General features: G+C 64.4%; 21 protein-coding genes. 10 read left to right on the forward strand and 11 right to left on the reverse strand.

Going from position 1 to position 23,298, the window contains the following annotated elements:
- Positions 1–93: 93 nt before the first annotated feature.
- From AC56LN_RS10270 to AC56LN_RS10280, 3 genes are all read left to right on the forward strand, one after another.
- Entirely contained in the window at positions 94–3,663 is a 3,570-nt protein-coding gene (locus AC56LN_RS10270) for an indolepyruvate ferredoxin oxidoreductase family protein (RefSeq protein ID WP_499571451.1), read from the forward strand.
- A gap of 144 nt (positions 3,664–3,807) precedes the next feature.
- A complete protein-coding gene (locus tag AC56LN_RS10275) occupies positions 3,808–5,427 on the forward strand; it encodes a S41 family peptidase (protein ID WP_499571453.1) in 1,620 nt (539 codons plus the stop codon).
- 128 nt (positions 5,428–5,555) lie between these two features.
- On the forward strand, positions 5,556–7,319 hold the full coding sequence (locus AC56LN_RS10280; RefSeq protein ID WP_499571455.1) for a M14 family metallopeptidase: 1,764 nt from the start codon (positions 5,556–5,558) through the stop codon (positions 7,317–7,319).
- A gap of 25 nt (positions 7,320–7,344) precedes the next feature.
- On the opposite strand, the gene pqqE is transcribed toward AC56LN_RS10280, so the two are convergent.
- The 7 genes from pqqE to AC56LN_RS10315 form a co-directional block, all read right to left on the reverse strand.
- The gene (pqqE, locus tag AC56LN_RS10285; protein ID WP_499571457.1) at positions 7,345–8,517 is read right to left on the reverse strand and encodes a pyrroloquinoline quinone biosynthesis protein PqqE; all 1,173 of its coding nucleotides are present in this window, start codon (positions 8,515–8,517) and stop codon (positions 7,345–7,347) included.
- Positions 8,514–8,783, reverse strand: a complete 270-nt coding sequence (gene pqqD / locus AC56LN_RS10290; protein WP_499571459.1) for a pyrroloquinoline quinone biosynthesis peptide chaperone PqqD — start codon at positions 8,781–8,783, stop codon at positions 8,514–8,516. Before pqqD ends, pqqE begins: the two co-directional genes overlap by 4 nt.
- Complete coding sequence (gene pqqC / locus AC56LN_RS10295) at positions 8,780–9,508, reverse strand: pyrroloquinoline-quinone synthase PqqC (RefSeq protein ID WP_183554469.1); 729 nt, start codon at positions 9,506–9,508, stop codon at positions 8,780–8,782. The genes pqqD and pqqC overlap by 4 nt, the downstream gene beginning before the upstream one ends.
- Entirely contained in the window at positions 9,505–10,422 is a 918-nt protein-coding gene (gene pqqB / locus AC56LN_RS10300; protein WP_499571609.1) for a pyrroloquinoline quinone biosynthesis protein PqqB, read from the reverse strand. The genes pqqC and pqqB overlap by 4 nt, the downstream gene beginning before the upstream one ends.
- Before the next feature lie 91 nt (positions 10,423–10,513).
- Positions 10,514–10,654, reverse strand: a complete 141-nt coding sequence (gene pqqA, locus AC56LN_RS10305) for a pyrroloquinoline quinone precursor peptide PqqA (protein ID WP_499571611.1) — start codon at positions 10,652–10,654, stop codon at positions 10,514–10,516.
- 143 nt (positions 10,655–10,797) lie between these two features.
- Positions 10,798–11,280 carry a SixA phosphatase family protein gene (locus AC56LN_RS10310; protein WP_499571461.1) on the reverse strand — a complete coding sequence of 161 codons (483 nt, stop codon included), beginning with the start codon at positions 11,278–11,280 and terminating at the stop codon, positions 10,798–10,800.
- A gap of 90 nt (positions 11,281–11,370) precedes the next feature.
- Positions 11,371–12,435 (reverse strand): GlxA family transcriptional regulator, encoded by a 1,065-nt coding sequence (locus AC56LN_RS10315; protein WP_499571463.1) that lies wholly within the window; start codon positions 12,433–12,435, stop codon positions 11,371–11,373.
- Between the two features lie 104 nt (positions 12,436–12,539).
- On the opposite strand from AC56LN_RS10315, the gene AC56LN_RS10320 reads away from it, so the two are divergent.
- The gene (locus tag AC56LN_RS10320) at positions 12,540–13,646 is read left to right on the forward strand and encodes an S-(hydroxymethyl)glutathione dehydrogenase/class III alcohol dehydrogenase (RefSeq protein WP_499571464.1); all 1,107 of its coding nucleotides are present in this window, start codon (positions 12,540–12,542) and stop codon (positions 13,644–13,646) included.
- Positions 13,647–13,665: 19 nt separating this feature from the next.
- Here AC56LN_RS10320 and AC56LN_RS10325 read toward each other — a convergent pair whose 3' ends face one another.
- The gene (locus tag AC56LN_RS10325) at positions 13,666–14,529 is read right to left on the reverse strand and encodes a LysR family transcriptional regulator (protein ID WP_499571465.1); all 864 of its coding nucleotides are present in this window, start codon (positions 14,527–14,529) and stop codon (positions 13,666–13,668) included.
- A gap of 122 nt (positions 14,530–14,651) precedes the next feature.
- Between AC56LN_RS10325 and AC56LN_RS10330 the strand changes: the two genes are divergently transcribed.
- The 3 genes from AC56LN_RS10330 (at position 14,652) to AC56LN_RS10340 (ending at position 16,943) form a co-directional block, all read left to right on the forward strand.
- On the forward strand, positions 14,652–15,434 hold the full coding sequence (locus tag AC56LN_RS10330; RefSeq protein WP_499571466.1) for a DODA-type extradiol aromatic ring-opening family dioxygenase: 783 nt from the start codon (positions 14,652–14,654) through the stop codon (positions 15,432–15,434).
- 34 nt (positions 15,435–15,468) lie between these two features.
- Entirely contained in the window at positions 15,469–15,897 is a 429-nt protein-coding gene (locus tag AC56LN_RS10335; RefSeq protein ID WP_499571467.1) for a DoxX family protein, read from the forward strand.
- 188 nt (positions 15,898–16,085) lie between these two features.
- On the forward strand, positions 16,086–16,943 hold the full coding sequence (locus tag AC56LN_RS10340; RefSeq protein WP_499571468.1) for a transposase: 858 nt from the start codon (positions 16,086–16,088) through the stop codon (positions 16,941–16,943).
- Positions 16,944–17,026: 83 nt separating this feature from the next.
- On the opposite strand, the gene ttcA is transcribed toward AC56LN_RS10340, so the two are convergent.
- The 3 genes from ttcA to AC56LN_RS10355 are packed head-to-tail and all read right to left on the reverse strand — an operon-like array spanning position 17,027 to position 19,214.
- On the reverse strand, positions 17,027–17,980 hold the full coding sequence (gene ttcA / locus AC56LN_RS10345; RefSeq protein ID WP_258837095.1) for a tRNA 2-thiocytidine(32) synthetase TtcA: 954 nt from the start codon (positions 17,978–17,980) through the stop codon (positions 17,027–17,029).
- Positions 17,977–18,375, reverse strand: coding sequence for a dihydroneopterin aldolase (locus AC56LN_RS10350; RefSeq protein WP_258837096.1), 399 nt, complete (start codon positions 18,373–18,375; stop codon positions 17,977–17,979). Before AC56LN_RS10350 ends, ttcA begins: the two co-directional genes overlap by 4 nt.
- A 2-nt stretch (positions 18,376–18,377) precedes the next feature.
- Positions 18,378–19,214 carry an SDR family oxidoreductase gene (locus AC56LN_RS10355; RefSeq protein ID WP_499571469.1) on the reverse strand — a complete coding sequence of 279 codons (837 nt, stop codon included), beginning with the start codon at positions 19,212–19,214 and terminating at the stop codon, positions 18,378–18,380.
- Between the two features lie 66 nt (positions 19,215–19,280).
- Between AC56LN_RS10355 and AC56LN_RS10360 the strand changes: the two genes are divergently transcribed.
- The 3 genes from AC56LN_RS10360 to AC56LN_RS10370 all read left to right on the forward strand — a co-directional run bounded on the left by AC56LN_RS10360 (position 19,281) and on the right by AC56LN_RS10370 (position 23,297).
- Positions 19,281–20,429 (forward strand): class I SAM-dependent methyltransferase, encoded by a 1,149-nt coding sequence (locus tag AC56LN_RS10360; protein ID WP_499571470.1) that lies wholly within the window; start codon positions 19,281–19,283, stop codon positions 20,427–20,429.
- A 133-nt stretch (positions 20,430–20,562) separates the two neighbouring features.
- On the forward strand, positions 20,563–21,498 hold the full coding sequence (locus AC56LN_RS10365) for a J domain-containing protein (RefSeq protein WP_499571471.1): 936 nt from the start codon (positions 20,563–20,565) through the stop codon (positions 21,496–21,498).
- A gap of 146 nt (positions 21,499–21,644) precedes the next feature.
- Entirely contained in the window at positions 21,645–23,297 is a 1,653-nt protein-coding gene (locus tag AC56LN_RS10370; protein WP_499571472.1) for a response regulator, read from the forward strand.
- Position 23,298: the final 1 nt, after the last annotated feature.

Raw genomic sequence — 23,298 nt, forward strand, 5'->3', positions numbered from 1 at the left:
TACTGGCGCAAGACGGGAGACCACTCCCGCCAAGAAGCGAGATGCAGGAAATGCACCGCTTCCGGCAACCGCCACCAGTTTCTTGGAGACACAATGAACGCACCCCTGGACCGCGCCCACCTGGCGTCGCCGCCCGCATCCGCACCCGCACAAGACATCACGCTCGACGACAAATGGACGCTCGAGCGCGGTCGCGCCTTCATGACCGGCACGCAGGCGCTGATCCGCCTGCCGATGCTGCAGCGCGAGCGCGACGTCAAGGCCGGCCTGAACACGGCCGGTTACATCACCGGCTACCGCGGCTCGCCTGTCACCTCGGTCGACCAGACCGCGATGAAGGCCAAGGCGCACCTCGACGCGCACCACGTCAAGTTCCATCCCGGCATGAACGAAGACCTGGCAGCGACCGCTGTCTGGGGCACCCAGCAGACCAATCTGTACAAGGACGCGAAGTACGACGGCGTGTTCTCGATGTGGTACGGCAAGGGCCCGGGCGTCGACCGCTGCGGCGACGTGTTCAAGCACGGCAATAACGCCGGCTCGTCGCAATACGGCGGCGTGCTGGTGCTGGCCGGCGACGACCACGCGGCCAAATCGTCGTCCACCGCGCACCAGTCTGACCACATCCTGACCCACTGCGGCATCCCGGTGCTGTACCCGTCGTCGGTGCAGGAATACATCGACTTCGGCCTGCACGCCTGGGCCATGAGCCGCTACACGGGCCTGTGGGTATCGATGAAATGCGTGACCGACATCATCGAGTCGGGCGCCGTCGTCGACCTCGATCCGGACCGCGTGCAGACCGTGATCCCGACCGATTTCCAGCTGCCCGAGGGCGGCCTGAACATCCGCTGGCCGGACGCCGTGCTGGATCAGGAAGTGCGGATGAGCAACCACAAATGGTATGCCGCGCTGGCCTATGCGCGCGCCAATAAGCTCAACCGCATCATCTGGGACAGCCCGCAGCCGAAGATCGGCATCATCACCGCGGGCAAGAGCTACCTGGACACGCGCCAGGCGCTGGCCGACCTCGGCATCGACGAGCAGGCCGCGCAGGACATTGGCCTGCGCCTGTACAAGGTCGGCATGACCTGGCCGCTCGAAGCCGAAGGCGTGCACGAGTTCGCACGGGGCCTCGATGAAATCCTGGTGGTCGAAGAAAAACGCCAGGTCATGGAATACGCGCTCAAGGAAGAGCTGTACAACCTGCCTGACGGCGAGCGGCCGCGCGTGGTCGGCAAGTTCGACGACACCGGCGAGTGGAGCAACAAGAACCGCATGGGCCACGGCGACTGGCTGCTGCCGGCCACGTACGAGCTGAACCCGGCGCAGATCGCGCGCGCCATTGCTTCGCGCATCGGGCACTACTGCGCTGGCCACCCGGTTGCCGAACGCGTCGCTCAGCGCATCGCCTTCCTCGAAGCCAAGGAACTGGTGCTGCGCAACATCCCTGCCAAGCCGAACCCGGAAACCGACCGCATCCCGTATTTCTGCTCGGGCTGCCCGCACAACAGCTCGACCAAGGTGCCGGAAGGCTCGCGCGCGATGGCCGGCATCGGCTGCCACTACATGGTGCTGTGGATGGACCGTGAAACGTCGACCTTCACGCACATGGGTGCCGAAGGCACGACCTGGATCGGCCAGTCGCCGTTCACCGACGAAAAGCACGTGTTCGTCAATCTGGGCGACGGCACCTACTTCCACTCGGGCATCCTGGCGATCCGCGCCGCCGTGGCGGCCAAGGTCAACATCACCTACAAGATTCTCTACAACGATGCGGTCGCGATGACGGGCGGCCAGAACGTCGACGGTCCGCTCGACCCGGGCATGATCAGCCGCCAGATTGCGGCCGAAGGCGTCACGCCCATCATCGTCGTCACCGACGAACCGGACAAATACCCGAGCGACTACGCCTGGGCGCCCGGTACCACGGTGCGCCACCGCTCCGAGCTGATGGACGTGCAGCGCGAACTGCGCGAGATGCCCGGCGTGTCGGCAGTGATCTATGACCAGACCTGCGCATCCGAAAAACGCCGGCGCCGGAAGAAAGGCGAATTCCCTGACCCGGCCAAGCGCGCCGTGATCAACGAAGCCGTCTGCGAAGGCTGCGGCGACTGCTCGGTGCAATCCAACTGCCTGTCGGTCGAGCCACTCGAAACCGAACTGGGCCGCAAGCGCCAGATCAACCAGTCGTCCTGCAACAAGGATTATTCGTGCGTGTCGGGCTTCTGCCCGAGCTTTGTCACCGTCGAAGGCGGCGGCCTGAAAAAGCCGAAGAAGGCTGCTGCGTCCGACGCGGCGCCACCCGTGTTGCCGGAACCCGTCATTCCATCGGTCGCCACGCCATTCGGCATTCTCGTGGCCGGCGTGGGCGGCACCGGTGTCGTCACGGTCGGCCAGATCCTGGCGGTGGCGGCGCACGTCGAAGGCAAGGGCGCGATCGTGCTTGACCAGAGCGGCCTGGCCCAGAAGGGCGGCCCGGTCATGTCGCACGTGCGCCTGGCCGAACACCAGGCCGATCTGCACTCGACCCGCGTGGGCACCGGCAGCGCCGACCTCGTGATCGGTTGCGACCAGATCGTCACGGCCAGCCGCGACGCCCTGTCGCGCATGGGCGAAGGCCGCACCTGGGCCGCCGTCAATTCGAGCACCGCCACCACCGCCGCGTTCGTGAAGAACCCGGACTGGCAATTCCCGGCCGAAGGTTCGCGCGGCGCGATCGAGCAAGCCTGCGGCAAGGCCAACGTCGAATTCCTCGACGCGGGCAGTATCGCCACGGCGCTGCTGGGTGACGCGATCGCCACCAATATGTTCATGCTCGGCTATGCGTTCCAGAAGGGCCGCGTGCCGCTGCACGAAGCCTCGCTGATGAAAGCCATCGAGCTCAATGGCGTGTCGGTCGCATTCAACAAGGCGGCCTTCAACTGGGGCCGCAGCGCCGGGCACGATCTGGCGGCTGTCAGCAAGTCGGCGATGCCGGCCAAGGTGATCGAGTTCAAGCGCATGCAGACGCTCGACGATGTCGTCAAGCGCCGGGTCGAGCTGCTCACGGCGTATCAGGACGCGGCGTATGCCAGCCAGTACACGGCCTTCGTCGAGCAGGTCAGGGCGCAGGAAGCGCGTTTGGGCAAGGGCACGCGCCTGTCGGAAGCCGTGGCCAAGTACCTGTACAAGCTGATGGCGTACAAGGACGAGTACGAAGTCGCGCGCCTGCACACCGACCCGGCGTTCCGTGAAAAGATCGCCAATATGTTCGAGGGCGATATCACGCTCAAGTTCCACCTGGCGCCGCCGCTGCTGGCCAGGCATGACAAGGAAGGCCGCGCCATCAAGCAGGAGTTCGGCCCGTGGATGATGCGCGCGTTCGGCGTGCTGGCGAAGTTCAAGGGTCTGCGCGGTACGGCGTTCGACGTGTTCGGCTATACCGCCGAGCGCCGCGTCGAGCGCGCCCTGATCGGCGAGTACCGCGCGACGGTGGCGGCATTGCTGCCCAAGCTCACGGACGCCAATCTGGCGCAGGCCGTGGCGGTGGCCAGCATTCCCGAAGACATCCGTGGCTACGGGCACGTGAAGGAACGGCACCTGAAAGCGGCGAAGGAAAAAGAAGCAGCGCTGCTGGCGGCATTCCATGCGCCAGTGGGCGCCGCACCGCGCGCGGCCTGATGGTGTTTTGATCACGTCGGCGCGTGTTGCGCGCCGGCGGTTCTTTTTACCTGCTTGTCGCCTTGGCATGCTTCGTTGTCGCCTGGCCTCAACTGTGACATTTGGTGGTGTTGTGCACGAAAACCGCCGTCTATAATCATCTGCATGAGCCCGACATTCTCCCTCCCGCGCAAGGCCGTTCCCGTCCGTCTGATTTCCGGCACCCTTGCCGCGCTGTTCGTGCTTGCCGGGTGCGGCGGCGGTGGCGGGTCGCCCGGTGTGGGCGCGCGGCCGCCGGTGGCCGACACGCCAACCGCGCCGGTCACACCGACGCCGACCCCCACCCCGACCGGCACGAGCGCCACGCCGGAAGACCTCAATCCCAACCTGCTCGGCGACGCCTATGGCAATTACTGGAACAAGTGCGCCGCGCCGCGCACGGGCTTCGATGCCAGCGGCAGGGCCTTCCCCGATGTGCAGGGCACGCTGCTGGACGAGCTGAAATTCCTGCGCGCCTGGACCAACCAGTACTACCTCTGGTACAACGAAGTCCCGAACACGTACAAGATGGCCGATTTCAAGAGCGCCACCGACTACTTCGACGTGCTCAAGACGCCTGCCGTGACCGCCACCGGGCAAGCCAAGGACCGTTACCACTTCACCTATCCGACCGCCGAATGGGAGGCGATGCAGACCCAGGGCATCGACCTGGGCTACGGCATCACGTGGTCGCGCAATGCGGGCGGCACGGCGCCGCGCACCTGGCTGATCACGGCCGTGGAACCGGGTTCGCCGGCCGCGGCCGCCGGGCTGCTGCGCGGCGACCTGCTGACGAAAGTCGATGGCATCGACTTCATCAACACGACCGATGCGGCATCGATCGCGCGCATCAACCAGGCCCTGTTCCCTGAAACGGCCGGCACTGCGCACCGCTTCACGCTGCAGCGCGGTGGCGTGCCGATCGACGTCGCGATGACGGGCGCCGACGTGCGCATCGCACCGGTCAAGAACGTCAAGATCATCGAGACCGCGACCGGCAAGGTCGGCTACCTGACCTTCGACACGTTCAACGCGGTCTCCGAAAAGCAGCTGATCGACGCCTTCACCACGTTCCGCCAGGCCGGCGTGAACGACCTGGTGCTCGACATCCGCTACAACGGCGGCGGCCTGCTGTACCTGGCCAGCCAGCTGGCCTATATGGTCTCCGGGCCGGAGTCGACCAGTGGCAAGGTGTTCGAGCAATCGCAGTACAACGACAAGCTGCCGCGCGAAGCGCCGCTGCTGTTCCGCTCGACCGCATGGGGCTTCGCCTCGAGCAACCCGGTACGCACCGGCACGCCGCTGCCGACGCTGGGCCTGAAACGCGTGACGGTGCTGAGCACGGCCGGTACCTGCTCGGCCAGCGAATCGGTGATCAATGGCTTGCGCGGCGCCGACGTCGAGGTCATCCAGATCGGCGGCACCACCTGCGGCAAGCCGTACGGCTTCACGCCTGTGCCGAACTGCGGCACGACCTATTTCTCGATCGAGTTCAAGGGCGTCAACAACAAGGGCTTCGGTGACTTTAACGATGGCTTCGCGCCGACCTGCCAGGTCAGCGACGACCTGACGCGGCCGGTGGGCGACCAGAACGAAGGCTTGCTGGCCGCCGCGCTGACCTACCGTGCCACCCAGGCATGCCCGGTCTCGACGACCAGCCGCGCCCGTGTCGTGCCGATGGAAATCGTGCGGCCACAGGTCAAGGAAATCGCGATCCGGCCGACGCCCGGCGCCCCGCCGCGCTAAGCAGAACGGCCGTATTGACGGGCGGCGTGGCCACTTGGCGCGCCGCCCTTTGTGTTTCCAGGACTGAACTTTTTGGCAAGAACGCGTCTATAATCGTCGGCTTCCCTGTCACCTGCCGGAGCTTCTCGATGATTCGTTCTGCGTTACTGCTGGCCCTGCTGTCTGCATTCCCTCTGGCGCACGCCGCTACCCCCGACCTGACGACGATCTCGGAACGCTCCGGCTTCCAGGCCACGGGCCGCTACGACGAAACGATCGCGCTGTGCGCCGCCTTCGCGCAGGCGTATCCGAAGCAGGTCCAGTGCATCGACTTCGGCATCACGCCGGAAGGGCGTCCGATGAAGGCGCTGGTGGCCAACAACAACGGCGTGTTCACGCCCGCCGCCGCCAGGAAGGCGGGCTTGCCCGTCACGCTGATCCAGGGCGGCATTCACGCCGGCGAGATCGACGGCAAGGACGCCGGTTTCCTGGCGCTGCGCGAGATCCTCGAAGGCCGCGCGGGCAAGGGCGCGCTCGACAAGCAGGTGCTGCTGTTCGTGCCGGTGTTTAACGTCGACGGGCACGAGCGCTTTGGCAAATGGAACCGCCCGAACCAGCGCGGCCCGGTGGAAATGGGCTGGCGCACCACCGCCCAGAACCTGAACCTGAACCGCGACTACCTGAAGGCCGACGCGCCGGAAATGCAGGCGATGCTGGGTCTGGTGAATGCGTGGGATCCGCTGACGTATGTCGACCTGCACGCGACCAACGGCGCCAAGTTCCAGCACGATATTTCGATCCAGGTCGAGCCGGTGTATTCGGGCGACCCGGAATTCCGCAAGGCTGGCCTGGCCCTGCGCAGCAATGTCATCAAGGACATCGCAAAAGAGGGCTCGACGCCGCAGTCGTACTACATGTCATTCGTGAAGCAGGACGACCCGATGTCGGGCTTCGAGGACGGCGTGTCGGATCCGCGTTTCTCGACCGGCTACTTCCAGCTGCGTAACCGTATGGCGATGCTGGTGGAAACCCACTCGTGGAAAGAATACCCGGTGCGCGTGCGCATCACGCGCAACACCGTGGTCTCGGTGCTGAACCAGGTCGCAAAGAACGGCGCGGACTGGCAAAAAGCGGCCTACGCGGCCGACGCGCGCGCCGCAAAGCTGGGCAACAAGAAGGTGGCGCTGAACTACCGTACGACCGACAAGTCGGAGATGGTCAATTTCAACGGCTACGAATACACGCGCAAGCCATCCGAAATCTCGGGCGGCCTGATGACGCGCTACGACGAAACCAGGCCGCAGGTGTGGCGCGTGCCGCTGCGTGACGAGGTCGTCGCTGACGTGGAAGTGACGGCGCCAGGCGCAGGCTACATCGTGCCGGCGGCGCAGGCGGCCATCGTCGGCGAGAAGCTGCGCCAGCACGGCGTCGTGTTTCGCAAGCTGGACCAGGGCGTGGCGCGCGCCAACGTCGAGACCTTCCGCGCCGACAAGGCGACGCTGGATGCCGCCTCGGTCGAAGGGCATCAGCGCCTGACGGTCACGGGCAAGTGGACGGCGGAGCCGCGCGCGGTGACGGCCGGTTCGCTGTTCGTGCCGATCGCGCAGCCGAAGGCGCGGCTGGTGGTGGCGATGTTCGAACCGCAGGCGCCCGATTCGCTGCTGGCCTGGGGCACGTTCAACACGGCCTTCGAGCGCAAGGAATACATGGAAGACTACGTGGCCGAGGACGTGGCGCGCGAGCAGATGGCAGCGGACCCGAAAGTGGCGGCCGAATTTGCGCAGCGCCTGGCGTCGGATCCGGCGTTTGCCAAGGATCCGCAGGCGCGCCTGGCGTTTTTCGCCAAGCGGCATTCGTCGTATGACGAGCGCTTGAACCTGTATCCGGTGCTGCGCACGGATACGGTGCTGTAACCTGGTCCCTGAGGACCGACCTGTCTTACGTGTCGGTCTGCAGGAGATTGCGTGAATTCGCATTCGTGCGAAACACGATCGGCTGCTCGATCACGTGAGCGTTGTCGAGCGCTGCCGGGCGCTGGCTGGCAAAGCGGATCACCTTGTCGACTTCGCCGCGCTTGGGCGACTTGCTGCACACGGGGTCGGTCGCTGCCGCGTCACCGGCCAGCATGAACGCCTGGCAGCGGCAGCCACCCAGGTCGCGTCCCTTTTCGTCGCAGCTGCGGCATGGCTCCTGCATCCAGTCATTGCCACGGTACGCATTGAACGCGGTGCTGGTGCGCCAGATGTCGGCCAGGCCCACATCGCGCACGTTCGGCAAATTCAGGCCGGGCAGGTCGCGCGCATTGTGGCAGGGCAGCGCCACGCCGTCCGGCGCCACGCCGAGAAATACCGCACCCCAGCCATTCATGCAGGCTTTCGGACGGTCCTCGAAGTAATCGGGCACCACGAACAGCAGCTTGCAGGCGTCGCCAATTTGCTCGCGGTATTCTGCTACCACGCGTTCGGCGTCGCGCACCTGCTCAAGCGTGGGCATCAGCTGGTTGCGGTTCTTCATGGCCCAGCCGTAGTACTGGGTATTGGCCAGCTCCAGGTATTCGGCGCCCAGCGCCAGTGCCATCTCGATGATCTTGCCGACATGCGGCAGGTTATAGCGATGCAGCACGCAATTCATCACCATCGGGTAATCGTATTGCTTGATCAGCTTCGCCACTTTGAGCTTGAGGTCGAACGTTTTGGTGCTGCTCAGGAAATCATTGAGCTCACGGGTCGAATCCTGGAACGACAACTGGATATGATCCAGCCCGGCATTCTTGAGCGCCGCGATGCGGGTTTCATTCAGACCGACACCCGACGTGATCAGGTTGCTGTAAAAGCCCAGGCGGCGCGCTTCGGCGACCAGCTCTTCGAGGTCGTCGCGCATCAGCGGCTCGCCCCCGGAAAACCCCAGCTGCACAGCGCCCAGTGCGCGCGCTTCGCGCATGACCCGCACCCATTCGCCCGTCGTCAATTCATTGCGCACCGCATCGTAATTGAGCGGGTTATAGCAAAACGCGCAGTGCAGCGGGCATTGGTAGGTCAGTTCGGCCAACAGCCAGAAGGGCGGCGACACGGTCGGCGCGCCACTCTTGGCAAAATCGGTGGGCAGCATCATTCGATCCACTTGTGCTGGTGGGCGTGGGCCAGCAAGCCCTCGATATCGGTGCGCAAGCCGGTGACCTGGAATTTGGTTTCCAGGTCGTGCACGATCTGGTCGACCGTGGTCTTGCCATCGCAGCACTTCAGGATTTCGCCGGCGCTGCCATTCAGTTTGACCATGCCTTCCGGGTACAGCAGCACGTAGGCCTGCTGGGCGTCTTCCCATTGCAGGCGAAAGCGCCGGTTCAGGGCCGGCATGGCGGGGATGAGGGGATCGCTCATGTCGGATAGGCTTTTTCGATAGCGTCCAGCATGGCCCACAGGATGTCCAGCTTGAACTTGAGGATCTCGAGTGCGCGCTGCTGTTGTGCCCTGGTCGTGAAATAGTCGAGCGTCACGGCCAGGCCATGGTCGACGTCGCGCTGGGCCAGCGGAATGCGGCTGCGGAAATAATGCAGGCCGGCCGGTTCCACCCATGGATACTGGGTTGGCCAGCCGGCCAGCCGGTCCTTGTGGATCTGCGGCGCGAACATCTCGGTCAGCGACGAGCACACTGCCTCTTGCCACGGCGAGCGGCGTGCAAAATCGACATACGCGTCGCAGGCAAAGCGCACCGCTGGCACCACATGCTGCAGCGACCACAGTTCGGCGCGGGGAATGCCGGCCGCCTCACCCAGCTGGGTCCAGGCTTCCATGCCGCCCTGGGCGTCGCCCTGGTAATCGTCGTAGCCGTCATGGTCCAGGATGCGGGCGATCCACAGGCGGCGGGTCGCGCGATCGTCGCAATTGGACAGGATCGCGGCATCCTTTTTCGGAATGATGAACTGGTAATAGAAGCGGTTGGCGATCCAGCCGCGCAGCTGTTCGGGCGAGCATTGCCCGGCATTCATGCGCAGGTTGAACGGATGATGGATATGGTAGCTCTTGCCCATCGCCCGCAACTGCTGTTCGAATTCGGCGCGCGACCAGGGCGCCAACTGGTCGCTGCTATCGGGAGAAGGCGTCATACGGTAATGTCCATGCCGTCGAACGCGACCTCGATACCGTGCGTGGCCAGTTCGGCACGCTCGGGCGAATCTTCGCGCAGGATCGGATTGCTGTTGTTGATGTGGATGAGGATCTTGCGGCGCGCCGGCATGCGCGCCAGCACCTCGATCATGCCGCCCGGGCCGGACTGCGGCAGATGGCCCATCATGTGGGCCGTCTTTTTCGACAGGCCGAGCGTGATCATTTCGTCGTCGCTCCAGCAGGTGCCATCGACCAGCAGCACATCTGCCTGGCGCATCGCCGCTTCCACCGCATCGGTCATCTGGCCCAGCCCGGGGGCGTAGAACACGCGCGCGCCGCTGGCGCTGTCATGCAGCATCAGGCCGATATTGTCGCCCGGGTGCGGGTCGTTGCGGTGCGAGGAATAAGGCGGGGCCTTGCTCGACAGCGGAACGGGCAGGAAGGTCGTGTTGCGCAGCGGCGCAATCGAGAACGGCTGGCTGTCAATGGCCAGCGTGTGCGGATCGACGCCGCAATAATGGCCAAGCACGCGCGTGAGCGGCAGCGCTTGCGACAGGTCGGCCAGCACGTCAGCGGTCGCATACAGGGGCAGGGGCGTGCCGCGCTCGCGCAGCATCAGCAAGCCGGTCACGTGGTCGATCTGGGCATCCATCAGCAGCACAGCCGCAATACCGGTGTCGCGCACGGCGCGGGCAGGTTGCAGGGCGGGTGTGGCGCGGATTTGCACCAGGATGTCGGGGGATGCATTGACCAGTACCCAGTCGATGCCATCGTCGCTCACGGCGATCGAGGATTGGGTGCGGCTTACAGCCTGGATGGTGCCATTGCGGATGCCATCACAGTTCAGACAATTACAATTCCACTGCGGAAAACCACCTCCCGCTGCCGAACCAAGAATGCGGATTTTCAACAGCGTATCCAACCTTTCACATGGTTATCGCTGATAACCGGAGTGGCAGGTACCGATGACAGGATCGTTCATCGGTACCTGCCTGAATTAAACATCAACGGTTCAGCACGTACATGGTGATTTCAAAACCCCAACGGAAATCAATTGCTTCAGGTGTTTCCCAGCGCATGGTAAGCCTCCTAGTGAATGCATGATGGTATGTTGCGAGTGATGGTCGTCGGCTACGCGACGACATCTGATTGTGACGCAATCTTGTCGATTCTGCACGACGGCGGGCGCTGCCGTGCGGGGGTATGTACGACGGGCCCGGCGATCGCGCGAGGCCTGTCCGGGCGGCAAGTAAGTCGACCGGCGTGGGGGCGATGACGTGCGTTGGCGTTACTGCGTGGCCGGCAACGATGTCAACAATACTGTCGTCACTTTGCCGTCGGTACCATTGACCAGCTGATACAGCCGGTCATATTCGTTGTCGCCAATTTCTGCCCCCGGCGCACCGCCGAACAGCCGCACCAGTTCCGGCAGCGTATTGGAGTGGCCCACCACCAATACCGCACCTTGCAGCGTCTTCACCCTGGCGACCAGCGCCTCCGGCTTGCCCGCATCGTATTGCTGCACAGGCAGGCTGAGCGACGTCGAGAGTGGCTGCGCGGTGTCCCGCGTGCGGACCGTAGCGCTGCTGAAGATGGCCTTGATGCCGGCGCGGCGCAGGATCGCGGCAATGTTCTGCGCGCGTTGCCGGCCTTGCGGCGTGAGCGACGGATCGTTACCGTCGCTGGCTTTTTCGCCGTGGCGCACGAGGTAGATCATGTCGGGTTCGGCCATGGCGGCGCAGGGCGCAAGCAGGGCGATGGCCAGTGCCATTCGGCCGAACAGGTGCGCGGGGCGTGTCAGGGAAAAGTGCATCGCAGTCTTTCAGCGTGTTGTGGTGAAAAGCAGCGTAGCACGGGGCGGTCAGTCGCCGGGTGTGTTGGCGCTGCGTTCGGCCGCAACACCCGTCGTGGCGAAGCGTTCGCGATACACTTTCGGCGCAATACCCAGCTTTTTCAGGAACACCCGGCGCATGTGCGCCTCGTCGCTGAAGCAGGCACGCGCCGCGACCGTCTTCAGCGGCAGCGCCACGTCGGCCAGCAACTGCGTGGCGCGCTCGAAGCGGCAGGTTTCGATGAATTCCTGGGTGCTCATGCCCACCTCTTGCTGGAACACGCGGGCGAAATGACGCTCGCTCATCATCGCCTTCTGCGCCAGCTGCGCCACCGACAGGCGCTCGTGCAGGTTCTCCAGGATCCAGCTCTGCAGCTCGCGGATATTCGGCTTGGCCGTGCGCTCGCTGAGCAGGTGCGCACTGAACTGCGACTGGCCGCCCGGACGCTTCAGGTAGACGACCATCTCGGTGGCCACGTCCAGCGCCAGTGCGCGGCCGAAGTCCTGTTCGACCAGCGCGAGGGCCAGGTCCATGCCGGCCGTGACGCCGGCCGAGGTCCAGACATTGCCGGCGCGGATGAAGATGGCGTCGGCATCGATGTCGATGGCCGGGAAATCGGCGTGCAGGCGATCGGCAACGCCCCAGTGCGTGGTGGCGCGTTTGCCGTCGAGCACGCCGGCGGCGGCCAGGAAGAAGGCGCCCGAGCACAGGGCGCTCAGGCGTTCGAGGCGCGGGGCGGCGGCGCGGATCCAGTCGATCAGGGCGGCGCTTTCAACCAGCGCAGCCTGGATATGGCGCGCACCGACCACCATCGCGGTGTGAGGCAGGGCCAGCGTGTTGACCACCTTGGTAGCCTCGAGCGACATCAGGGTATCCGAGCGGATCAGCCCGGTCTTGAAGGACGCCACGCGCACATCGTAGCCGGCCGCCTTGCCTTGCCGCGCCAGGTGCAGATTGGCGTATTCGAACACCGACATGGGGCCGATCGCTTCCATCGCCTTGAAGCCGGGGTAGACGACGATGTCGACGGTAATGGTGTCCAGGGGTGGCGCAGAAGGCATCGGCAGGGCGGTCAGTGGCAAAGATCCGGTCATTATTGCACCAAATCCTGCCATTTCCGCCCGGGCGGCGCCAGTGGCCATGCCCGCGCCTGCAGAATGGCTGCATTCCATTTTTTACTGAGCCAGAGACCATCACCATGAAAACCAAAGCAGCCATTGCCTGGCGCGCCGGCGCGCCCTTGACCATCGAAGAAGTCGACCTGGAAGGCCCGCGCGAGGGCGAAGTATTGATTGAACTGAAAGCGACCGGCATTTGCCATACCGATTACTACACGCTGTCGGGCGCCGATCCGGAAGGCCTGTTCCCGGCGATCCTGGGCCATGAAGGCGCGGGCATCGTGGTCGATGTGGGGCCTGGCGTGACGACGTTGAAAAAGGACGACCACGTCATCCCGCTGTATACGCCGGAATGCCGCCAGTGCAAATTCTGCCTGTCGCAAAAGACCAACCTGTGCCAGGCGATCCGCAGCACGCAAGGACGCGGCCTGATGCCGGATGCGACCAGCCGCTTTTCGCTCGATGGCAAGCCGCTGTTTCACTACATGGGCACGTCGACGTTCTCGAACTACATCGTGGTGCCGGAAATCGCGCTGGCAAAAATCCGTGAAGATGCCCCGTTCGACAAGGTCTGCTACATCGGTTGCGGCGTGACCACCGGCGTGGGCGCGGTGCTGTTTTCGGCCAAGGTCGAAGCGGGCGCCAACGTGGTCGTGTTTGGTCTGGGCGGTATCGGTCTGAACGTGATCCAGGCCGCGAGGATGGTGGGCGCCGACAAGATCATCGGCGTCGACATCAACCCGGCGCGCCAGGACATGGCGCGCAAGTTCGGCATGACCCATTTCGTCAATCCGAACGACGTCGAGAATGTCGTCGACGCGATCGTGCAGATCACCGACGGCGGCGCCGACTACAGTTTCGAGTGTGTCGGCAATGTGAACACGATGCGCCAGGCGCTCGAATGCACGCACAAGGGCTGGGGCAAATCGTTCATCATCGGCGTGGCGGCTGCGGGCGAAGAAATCGCCACCCGCCCATTCCAGCTGGTGACGGGCCGCGAGTGGCGCGGTTCGGCCTTCGGCGGCGCGCGCGGGCGCACCGATGTGCCGAAGATCGTCGACTGGTATATGGAAGGCAAACTCAATATCGACGACCTGATCACGCACCGCCTGCCGCTCGAGCGCATCAATGAAGGGTTCGACCTGATGAAGAGCGGCGAATCGATCCGCTCGGTGGTGCTGTACTGATGGCGCTGGCCGCGGCGGTTCAGGCCAGCGCGGCCACGATGAAGTCGACGAAGGTGCGCACCTTGGCCGACAGGTGCTTGCGGCTCGGATAGAGCGCATGGATGCCCAGCTCGGCGGACTGCCAGCCGGGCAGCACCTGCACCAGCCGCCCGGCAGCCAGATCCTCGCCCACGATGAAATGCGGCTGGAACACGATGCCAGCCCCGGCGAGCGCCGCCAGGCGGATCATGTCGCCGTTGTCGGCCCTGATGGGGCCAGTCACCGGCACGGTGAGGTGCTCGCCGGCAGACTCGAGGCGCCAGTCGGCGCCGGCCCCGCTCAATGAATAGCTCAGGCACGTATGCTGGCTCAGGTCATGCGGCGTCTGCGGCGTGCCGTGCGCGGCCAGGTAGGCGGGCGACGCGCACACGATGCTGCGCGCAACGCCCAGCTTGCGCGCGATCAGGTCCGACTGGGGCAGGGCGCCGATCCGGATCGCCACATCGAAGCCTTCCTCGACCAGGTCGACCTTGCGGTCGGACAGCGCAATATCGAGCTGCACCTGCGGGTAGGCCTGGGTGTACGCGCCGATGATGCTGCCCAGGCGGTGCTGGGCATACGACAGGGGAATCGTCACGCGCAGCACGCCGCGCGGCAGCGTCGTCATCTGGCCGGCAATCTGTTCGGCCTCGTTCACATCCCCCAGAATCTGCACGCTGCGCTCGTGGAAGGCGCGACCCGTTTCCGTCAGGCTCAGGCGCCGGGTGGTGCGGTTCAATAGCCGCGTGCCCAGATGCTCTTCGAGCTTTTGCACTTGCTTGGATACCATGGCGCGTGACACATCCAGCCTGGTCGCCGCAGCGGCGAAGCTGCCGCTGTCGACCACGGCAACATAGGTTCTCATCGAGCCGAGCAAGTCCATTGGGCGAGATTGTCAATCAAATGGAAATAGTCTAACCATCTTCACCTGCTTTATCAACATCATGGACGTAGGTACCATGCACGCATTACTTAACGAGGTGCACCATGAACTTGCCCACGATCTTTGTTTCACACGGCTCGCCGATGCTCGCACTGCATGACAGCCCGGCACGCCGCTTCCTGCAAGAGCTGGGGCAGACATTGCCACGGCCGAGCGCGATTGCCGTCGTGTCGGCGCACTGGGAAACCGCTGGCGGCCCGGCCGTTTCGCTGGCCACCCAGCCGGAAACGATCCACGACTTTGGCGGCTTCCCGCAAGCGCTGTTCGACATACGCTATCCGGCACCGGGCGCGCCTGCCGCGGCCGAACGCGCGGCGGCGCTGTTCGACGCCGCCGGCATCCCGGTCGGGCGCAGCGCGACACGGGGCCTGGACCATGGCGCGTGGGTGCCGCTCAGCCTGATGTATCCGGCCGCCGATGTGCCGGTGATGCAGATCTCGATCGTCCATGGTGCCAGCCCCGCGCTGCACCAGCAACTGGGCCTGGCGCTGCAGGCCTTGCGCCAGGAGGGCGTGCTGGTCATCGGCTCGGGTTCGCTGACGCACAACCTGTATGAAATCCGCGGCCACAGCGCCGATGCGCCGCCGCCGCGGTGGGTCAGCGACTTCGGTACCTGGATGCGAGAACGGCTGATGGCGAATGACCGCGCTGCCCTGCTGGACTACCGCCAGCTGGCGCCGATGGCCGCGAAAAACCATCCGACCGAAGAACACCTGCTGCCCCTGTTCGTGGCGATGGGCGCGGCCGGGCCCGATGCCAGGGCGTCAGTGCTGCACACGAGTATCGAACATGGCGTATTGGCGATGGATGCCTACGCTTTCAATTAACAATCACATTGTCCTCACCCACGAAAGAACAATCATGCACACCACGACCACACAACTGAATACCAACACCAACGACGCTGGCAAGCTGGTGCTGCGCGTCGCCCTGGCCGCTATGCTGCTGTTCCACGGCGTTGCCAAACTGAGCGGCGGCATTGGTTTTGTTGCCGACATGCTGGCTAAAGCCGGCTTGCCCGCCGTGTTTGGCTACGGCGTATACATCGGCGAAGTCATCGCGCCGCTGCTCATCCTGTTCGGCCTGTTCACGCGTCCTGCCGCGCTGGTCGTCGCCATCAACATGATCGTCGCCGTGCTGCTGGCACACACGAGCCAGTTCTTCACGCTCAACGAAACCGGCGGCTGGGCGCTGGAATTGCAGGGGATGTTCTTCTTTGCTGCAGTAGCAGTCGCGCTGCTGGGGGCGGGGCGTTACAGCATCGGTGGCGCCAACGGCCGCTGGAATTGAAGCAAGCTGGCTCCAAAGCCGGGGTCAGGTCTGACATTCGGACACGGGCTCGGCTTTAGTCGGACCAAAGCCGGGGTCAGGTCTGACATTTGGACACGACCTCGGCCATTCGTCGAATGGCCTGCCTGGCCTCGTTGAATGCTGAGCAATCTCAGCGCCAGCAATTCCGCATCCGGTAGCGTGGCCGGATGACACGACCACTCAGACTCGATTTTCCCGGCGCGCTCTACCATGTGACGTCGCGCGGGAACCGGCGCAACACGATCTATCGCGATGAAGCCGATCGCCGGATTTGGTTGGAGGTTCTTGCGAAGGTGTGTGAACGCCACCACTGCGTTATCTATAGCTTTTGCCAGATGACCAATCACTACCATCTGCTGATCGAAACGGCCGAAGCAAATCTTCCGCAATGCATACGCCAACTCAACGGGTCGTATTCGCAGCATGTCAATCGACGGCATCATCTCGTTGGCCACCTGTTTCAAGGGCGCTACAAGGCGATCCTGGTGCAGAAGGAAAGTTATCTTCTGGAAGTGTCCCGGTACATCGTGTTGAATCCACTACGTGCCCATGTCGTCGAAGCGCTGGATCAATGGTGGTGGAGCAGTCATCGTTATTTTGTCGGGGATGAAACGCCACCTGAATGGTTGGCGCGCGATCGGCTCCTGGAGCGGTTCGGTGACACACGCGCCAGCGCCATTGAGGCATATCAGGCATTTGTACTGGCAGGTGTCGGGCAGGCAAATCCGCTGGACGCTACCCGTCATCAAATCCTGCTGGGGGATGACGTTTTCGTATCGGCGCACCAGCAGATGCAGCGATCTGAAGCGCTCATGGAAACCAGGCGGGCGACGCGGCGCGCAGTGGCGCTTCCCTTGCTTGACTATCAGAATACCTATCCCGCCAGGGATGAGGCGATGGCGCGCGCCTACCGATCGACAGCCTATACCATGCCGCAGATTGCGATCGCCTTCGGCGTCTCGACCAAAACGGTCAGCCGGGCCGTTGCTGCTTTCGAAAAAGCGAAACCGAACGCTGAATGCTGAGGTCGTGTCCGAATGTCAGACCTGACCCCGGCTTTGATGCTGAGGTCGTGTCCAAATGTCAGACCTGACCCCGGCTTTGACGATCACAGCTGCGTCAATGAAATCGTGCCGGCCACCGGCGTCGAGCACGGCTCTTCATCGAATGCAATATCTCCCAGCGGATTGGCCACGCCATCCGTTTTCAGATCCGCGAAGCCGAACAGGTTGCGGTCCATCAGATGCGACGGCACCACGGTCGACAGCGACGAGAAAATGCTCTCCACGCGGCCTGGATGTTTTTTCTCCCACTCGCGCAACATGTTCTTGATCTGCTTGCGCTGCAAGTTCTCTTGCGAGCCGCACAGGTCGCACGGGATGATAGGGAAGCCTTTGACCTCAGCATAGCGCTCGGTATCAGCCTCTTTCACGTACGCCATCGGGCGGATCACCATGTGCTTGCCATCGTCCGACACCAGCTTGGCCGGCATGCCTTTCAGCTTCCCGCCGAAGAACATGTTCAGGAAGAAGGTTTCCAGGATGTCGTCGCGGTGGTGGCCCAGCGCGATCTTGTTGCAGCCCAGCTCATCGGCGACGCGGTACAGGATGCCGCGGCGGAGGCGCGAGCACAGCGAGCAGGTGGTCTTGCCTTCCGGGATCAGGCGCTTGACGATGCTGTAGGTGTCCTGGTTTTCGATGTGGTAGTCCACGCCGAGCTTGTCCAGGTAGGCCGGCAGGATGTCGGCCGGGAAGTTCGGCTGCTTCTGGTCGAGGTTGACTGCGACGATGTCGAAGTGGATCGGCGCGCGTTCGCGCAGCGTCAGCAGGATGTCCAGCAGTGCGTAGCTATCCTTGCCGCCCGACAGGCACACCATCACCTTGTCGCCGTCTTCGATCATGTTGAAGTCGCCAATGGCCTGGCCGACCTGGCGGCACAGGCGCTTGTGCAGCTTGTGGTTTTCGTGGGCGATCTTTTCCTGCTTCTTGGCGTCGATCACGGGGGCGGCCTCGCCCAGCGGGAAGTCTGCCTCGGTCAGGCGCTCGATAACGGTTTCGTTCATGCTTCGTCCTTGATACGGAATACTTCGACACCGACGCCTTCGCAATCGGCATACACGTCAGGTTTCATCGTCGACACGCCCGCCGCGCGCACGCGCGGATGGGCCAGCATGGCCTCGACCATGTCGTCGCACAGTGTTTCTTGCAGGTGGATATGGCCCTTGGAAATGCGCTGGGCGACCGTTTCGCGCATGAAATCGTAGTCGACGACTTCAGCCAACTGGTCGGCCTTTGGCGTCGACATCTCGAGCGGAATGTACAGCTCAACATTGATCAGCACACGTTGCTCGCCCTTCTTTTCGAAATCGTGCACGCCGATATTGATCATCACTTCGTAATTGCGCAGGAACAGCCGGCGGCAATTGCGCAAGCTCGGGTGGGACAGGGCGGACAACATGGTTAAGCCTTTTGGATAGATGATTCGGTGCTGCGGTTGTTGGGGTCGTCGCTGCGTGGTTCGGTCAGGAACATGACGTCGCGCGTCGATGGCGTCAGGTGCTGGCCGCCATCGACCAGCAGGGTCGTGCCGGTCAACGCGCGGGCGCCCGCTGCGTAGACGACCGCGTCGGCAATGTCCTGTGGCGTCGAGGAGCGCCCCAGCGGCGTGGCGCGGTGCGCCTCCGTGAAACCTTCTTCGCTCTGCTCGCCCGAGACCAGCGTGATGCCGGGCGCCACGCCCACCACGCGCACGGTCGGCGCCAGCGCTTGCGCCAGCATCGTCGTGGCTGCGTGCAGCGCCGCCTTGGACAAGGTGTACGACAGAAAATCCGGGTTGAGATTGTACAGTTTCTGGTCGAGCAGGTTGATGACGACGGCTTGCTCGCCTTGCGGCGTGGCCGCATGCAGCGCCTGCGCCAGCAGCACTGGCGCTGTGACATTCGCGGCCATATGCGCGTTCAACAGCGCCGGCGAAAAGTCGGTGGCGCTGTCGTATTCGAACAACGACGCGTTGTTCACGATGCACGTCAATGTGCCGAGCGCGTCGATGGCGCGGCCCGCCAGCAGGCGCACGGCAGCATCGTCGGCCAGGTCGCACTGCAACAGCACGGCGCGCCGGCCCAGCGCCAGGATGGCGTCACGCGTGGCGATCGCATCCTGTTCGGAATGGCGGTAATGCAGCGCGAGATCCCAGCCGGCCCTGGCCAGGCCCAGCGCAATGGCGCGTCCGAGGCGGCGCCCGGCGCCGGTCACCAGCGCAACCCGGGGCAGGGCGGTTGGAACTGTGTCGGTCATCATGGGTGATCAGGCCTGAACATCAGGCAGTAAATTGTTGATAAAAGCGAATCTGGCTACAATGCCGGCATGTCCCTGCCCACCCCCGACCACGACGCCCTGGCTGCGTCCCACGCCCTGCAACAACTCATCGCTGACGAGATCGAACAATCCGGTGGGCAGATCGCGTTTTCGCGGTTCATGGAACTGGCGCTGTACGCGCCGCGCCTCGGGTATTACAGCGGCGGCGCCGCCAAGCTCGGCGCCGAGGGCGATTTCATCACCGCGCCCGAGATGACGCCGCTGTTCGGGGCAACCGTGGCGCGCGTGGCAGCCGCTATTATCGCCCAAAGCGCGCCCGACATCATCGAGTTCGGCGCCGGCACCGGCCGCCTGGCGCGCGACGTGCTGGCTGCGCTGGCGCGCCAGGGTGTCACCGTCAACTCGTACACGATCATCGAATTGTCGGGCGAGCTGCGCGCGCGCCAGCAGGCCAACCTGGCCGACCTGCCGCAAGTACGCTGGCAGGACGCCATGCCCGCGCACTTCAGCGGCGTGGTGTTGGCCAATGAAGTGCTCGATGCGATGCCGGTCGAGCTGGTGATCCGCACCCGGAATGGCTGGCGCCGCCAGATGGTCACGATCGAGGCCGGCGCATTCGCCTTTGTCCAGGCGCCGCTCGATGCCGCCCTGCACGAGCAACTGGTGCGCCAGGTGCCCGACCATGAACAGATGATCGAAGGCTATGTCACCGAGCTGCACCCGGTCGGTGCCGGCTTCATGGGTTCGCTGGCGGCGATGTTCGCGGGTGGCCGTGGCGCAGCGATCCTGTTCGACTACGGCTTCCCGGCGCACGAGTATTATCTCGACCAGCGCATCGGCGGCACGCTGATGTGCCACTATCGCCACCACGCGCACCCCGATCCGTTTTATTTGCCGGGCCTGCAGGACATCACCGCCCACGTCGATTTCACGGCGATGGCGCTGGCCGCCCAGGATGCCGGCCTGCCGGTGCTGGCCTACATGAGCCAGGCCGCGTTCCTGATTGGCGCCGGGATCGGTGAATTGTTGCTTGAAAACAACCCCGAGGATGCGCTGCGTTTCCTGCCGCAGTCGCGCGCCGTGCAAAAGCTGGTCTCTCCAGCGGAAATGGGCGAATTATTCAAGGTGCTGGTGGTGGGGCAGGCTGTAACATTGCCCGATGCAATCGTCCAGGCCGACCGCAGTCACCGCCTGTGACAATTGTGATATCTTGCACAACGGACACAATTGCGTCTAAGCTGTACGACATTCCAGCGCCAGGGTCCGGCCATCCGCCTTGGCCGAGGACACAGCATCAATGGCAGGCATCAGCGGGCAGATTCGACACACCATGGCCAAGATTCACACACACTATGACAACCTGAAGGTGTCGCGTCACGCGCCCCAGGAAGTCATTCGTGCTTCGTACAAGGCGCTGAGCCAGAAATACCATCCTGACAAGAACCCGGGCGACGAAAAGGCCGCCCGCATCATGGCCGTCGTCAATTCTGCCTACAACGTCCTGGCCGATCCGGTGCGCCGCAAGGAACACGACGAGTGGATCGCGTCCGAAGAATGGGAAGTCGAGTGGCTGGAAAGCTCGAACGCCAAGGACGGCCAGCTGCGCAAGGGCGGCGATGCGGGTGACGCCACGCCGGCGCACAGGCCGCGCCGCGCACGTCTGATGCGCGATCCGCGCTGGTGGCTGGGCCTGACCACCTGTTTCGTGGCGGGCGCCGCCGCTGCCGTCCTGCTCCTCCAGCAACCGGGCATGATGCCCGGCGCGCTGGCCTGGAGCGGCGTGCAGAAGCCCGTGAGCGTGTTGGCCAGCACGCCGCCGGCACCCGTGCCAACGGCGGCCGCAACCGCCGAGCCTGCGCCCGCGCCCGATATTTGGGCCGGTCGCGGTGCCCCTGTCATCCGCACGCTCGGCATCGCCCAACTGCTGGTGCCTAACCGCGTCCCCGATTGCGGCACCGACCTGCAAACCCTGACGGCACCGGGCGGCGAGCCGTGGCCGGCCGATTCCGCGTATCTGCCGGGCTACCCGGTCGGCAACGAAGGTGCGGGGATGCAGGTGACGATCGACAATAGCGCGAACGCGTCGCCGGTGTTCGTCAAGCTGTACGACCTGGAGCGCCGCGCGAATGTGCGCCACGCCTTCGTGCTGCCGCGCGCGACGTTCACGATCGACAGGCTGACGGCAGGCAAGTACGAGGTGCTGTACCAGAATGTCGGCAGCGGCGCCACGACGGCCGAGTGCGACAGCCGGCCACCCGCGCAGTAACTTGTCGTTTTTTATGCGCCGTGCCCGCTTGTGCAGCGGCGCACCATGCTGATTTCATTTAATTCGTTCTGCGCCGTAATATACTGGGTCGACACTGCGCGCCCATGCAGCCGCCCCAAGCCCAACGCAGGCCAATACGGATCACAATGAACGAACTGGAAGGCCTGACGGCCCTGATCATCGAGCCCCATGCAGGAATGCGCGCCAGCATCCACAGCATGCTCACACTGTGCGGCCTGACCCGGATCGAGCACGCCAGCACGTCCAACCAGGCGATCAAGCACCTGGGCCTGCGCCAGTTCGACCTGATCCTGTGCGAATACGACCTCGAAGGCGGCCAGGATGGCCAGCAGTTGCTCGAAGACCTGCGCCACCACAAGCTGATGCGCCTGGCCACGATGTTCTTCATGGTCACCGCAGAAGGCAACCACAGCAAGGTGGTCAGCGCGGCCGAGCTCGCCCCGACCGACTATGTCCTCAAGCCGTTCACCGCCGACCGCCTGCTCGAGCGCATCGGGCGCGCGCTCGACAAACGCAATGCCTTCCTGCCCGTGTACACGCTGATGGAAGCCGGCGACCAGGCCGAGGCCGTCACCGCCTGCATCGAGGGCCAGCGGCTGCACACGCGCTACGCCATCGACTTCCTGCGCCTGCGCGCCGAGCTGCACATGTTCCTGGGGCAGGCCGAGCTGGCCGAGCCGATCTATCGGCACCTGATCGAGATCAAGGCGATTGCCTGGGCCCGGCTGGGGCTGGCCAAGACGCTGTTCGTGCGCAAGCGCCTGGCCGAGGCCAAGGAAATCCTCGAAGAACTGGTCGATACCAACCGCAATTTCGTCGATGCCTTCGACTGGCTGGCGCGCACCCACGCTGCGGCCGGCGAGCTCGACAAGGCGCAGGCCGTGCTGGCCGACGCGGTGGCCGTCTCACCCCACGCGGTGCGGCGCCTGCGCACGCTGGCCGACATCGCCTTCGATGCGGGCGATATCGACACCGCCGAAAAATCGCTGCGCCAGGTGGTGGGCAAGGCCAAGTATTCCGAGTTTCGCGATCCCGAAGACCACGTCAAGCTGGTGCGCACGCTGGTGAGCAAGGGCGATCCGGTGGGCGCCGCAGCCGTGGTGCGTGATCTCGACCGCACGATGGGCGGGCGCGCGACGACGGTGCTGTGCAGCGCGGTGGCCTCGGCCCTGGTGCACGAGTACACCGGCAACGAGGTGCGCCTGGGCGACGCATTGACCACGGCGGTGGCGGCTTGCCAGGATGCGCCGGGCGTGTCGGTCGACATCAAGCTCGAACTGGCCCGCTCTTGCCTCGACCATGACATGGAAGAGGGCGCCTGCTCGGTCATGCGCGATGTGATGCGCAATGCCGGCGACGAGGCCGTCATGGCGCGCGCAGTGGGCGTGATGGAGAGCGCGGGCAAGGGTGAGCTGGCCCGCTCGATGGCCAAGGAAAGCCGCCAGCACGTGGTCGACCTGGTCGCCAGCGGCGCCGCGCGCGCCAAGAGCGGGGATTACCGGGGTGCGGTCACGCTGATGCTGGAGGCGGCGCACAAGCTGCCGAACAACCCGTCGGTGGCGTTCAACGCTGCGCTGGCCGTGCTGCGCTGCCTGGAGGCCGGCGGCTGGGACGAGCGGCTCGGTGGCCAGGTCCCGACCCTGATCGGCAATGTGCGCAAGCTCGACTCGCTCAATCCCAAGCTGCCGGCACTGGCGGCGCTGTACCAGCAAGTGCTCAAGCAGCACGATCAGGGCGCGCGCCAGGGGTTGCGCGCGGCGCCGCCCAAGGCGGGCTGAC

This window comes from Telluria sp. ZT3P26 (genome assembly GCF_059686035.1).

Coding starts and splice junctions, on each gene's coding strand:
- AC56LN_RS10270 (WP_499571451.1), top strand. CDS start 94: ATGAACGCACCCCTGGACCGCGCCCACCTGGCGTCGCCGCCCGCATCC.
- AC56LN_RS10275 (WP_499571453.1), top strand. CDS start 3,808: ATGAGCCCGACATTCTCCCTCCCGCGCAAGGCCGTTCCCGTCCGTCTG.
- AC56LN_RS10280 (WP_499571455.1), top strand. CDS start 5,556: ATGATTCGTTCTGCGTTACTGCTGGCCCTGCTGTCTGCATTCCCTCTG.
- pqqE (WP_499571457.1), bottom strand. CDS start 8,517: ATGATGCTGCCCACCGATTTTGCCAAGAGTGGCGCGCCGACCGTGTCG.
- pqqD (WP_499571459.1), bottom strand. CDS start 8,783: ATGAGCGATCCCCTCATCCCCGCCATGCCGGCCCTGAACCGGCGCTTT.
- pqqC (WP_183554469.1), bottom strand. CDS start 9,508: ATGACGCCTTCTCCCGATAGCAGCGACCAGTTGGCGCCCTGGTCGCGC.
- pqqA (WP_499571611.1), bottom strand. CDS start 10,654: ATGTCGTCGCGTAGCCGACGACCATCACTCGCAACATACCATCATGCA.
- AC56LN_RS10310 (WP_499571461.1), bottom strand. CDS start 11,280: ATGGCACTGGCCATCGCCCTGCTTGCGCCCTGCGCCGCCATGGCCGAA.
- AC56LN_RS10315 (WP_499571463.1), bottom strand. CDS start 12,435: ATGACCGGATCTTTGCCACTGACCGCCCTGCCGATGCCTTCTGCGCCA.
- AC56LN_RS10320 (WP_499571464.1), top strand. CDS start 12,540: ATGAAAACCAAAGCAGCCATTGCCTGGCGCGCCGGCGCGCCCTTGACC.
- AC56LN_RS10325 (WP_499571465.1), bottom strand. CDS start 14,529: ATGAGAACCTATGTTGCCGTGGTCGACAGCGGCAGCTTCGCCGCTGCG.
- AC56LN_RS10330 (WP_499571466.1), top strand. CDS start 14,652: ATGAACTTGCCCACGATCTTTGTTTCACACGGCTCGCCGATGCTCGCA.
- AC56LN_RS10335 (WP_499571467.1), top strand. CDS start 15,469: ATGCACACCACGACCACACAACTGAATACCAACACCAACGACGCTGGC.
- AC56LN_RS10340 (WP_499571468.1), top strand. CDS start 16,086: ATGACACGACCACTCAGACTCGATTTTCCCGGCGCGCTCTACCATGTG.
- ttcA (WP_258837095.1), bottom strand. CDS start 17,980: ATGAACGAAACCGTTATCGAGCGCCTGACCGAGGCAGACTTCCCGCTG.
- AC56LN_RS10350 (WP_258837096.1), bottom strand. CDS start 18,375: ATGTTGTCCGCCCTGTCCCACCCGAGCTTGCGCAATTGCCGCCGGCTG.
- AC56LN_RS10355 (WP_499571469.1), bottom strand. CDS start 19,214: ATGATGACCGACACAGTTCCAACCGCCCTGCCCCGGGTTGCGCTGGTG.
- AC56LN_RS10360 (WP_499571470.1), top strand. CDS start 19,281: ATGTCCCTGCCCACCCCCGACCACGACGCCCTGGCTGCGTCCCACGCC.
- AC56LN_RS10365 (WP_499571471.1), top strand. CDS start 20,563: ATGGCCAAGATTCACACACACTATGACAACCTGAAGGTGTCGCGTCAC.
- AC56LN_RS10370 (WP_499571472.1), top strand. CDS start 21,645: ATGAACGAACTGGAAGGCCTGACGGCCCTGATCATCGAGCCCCATGCA.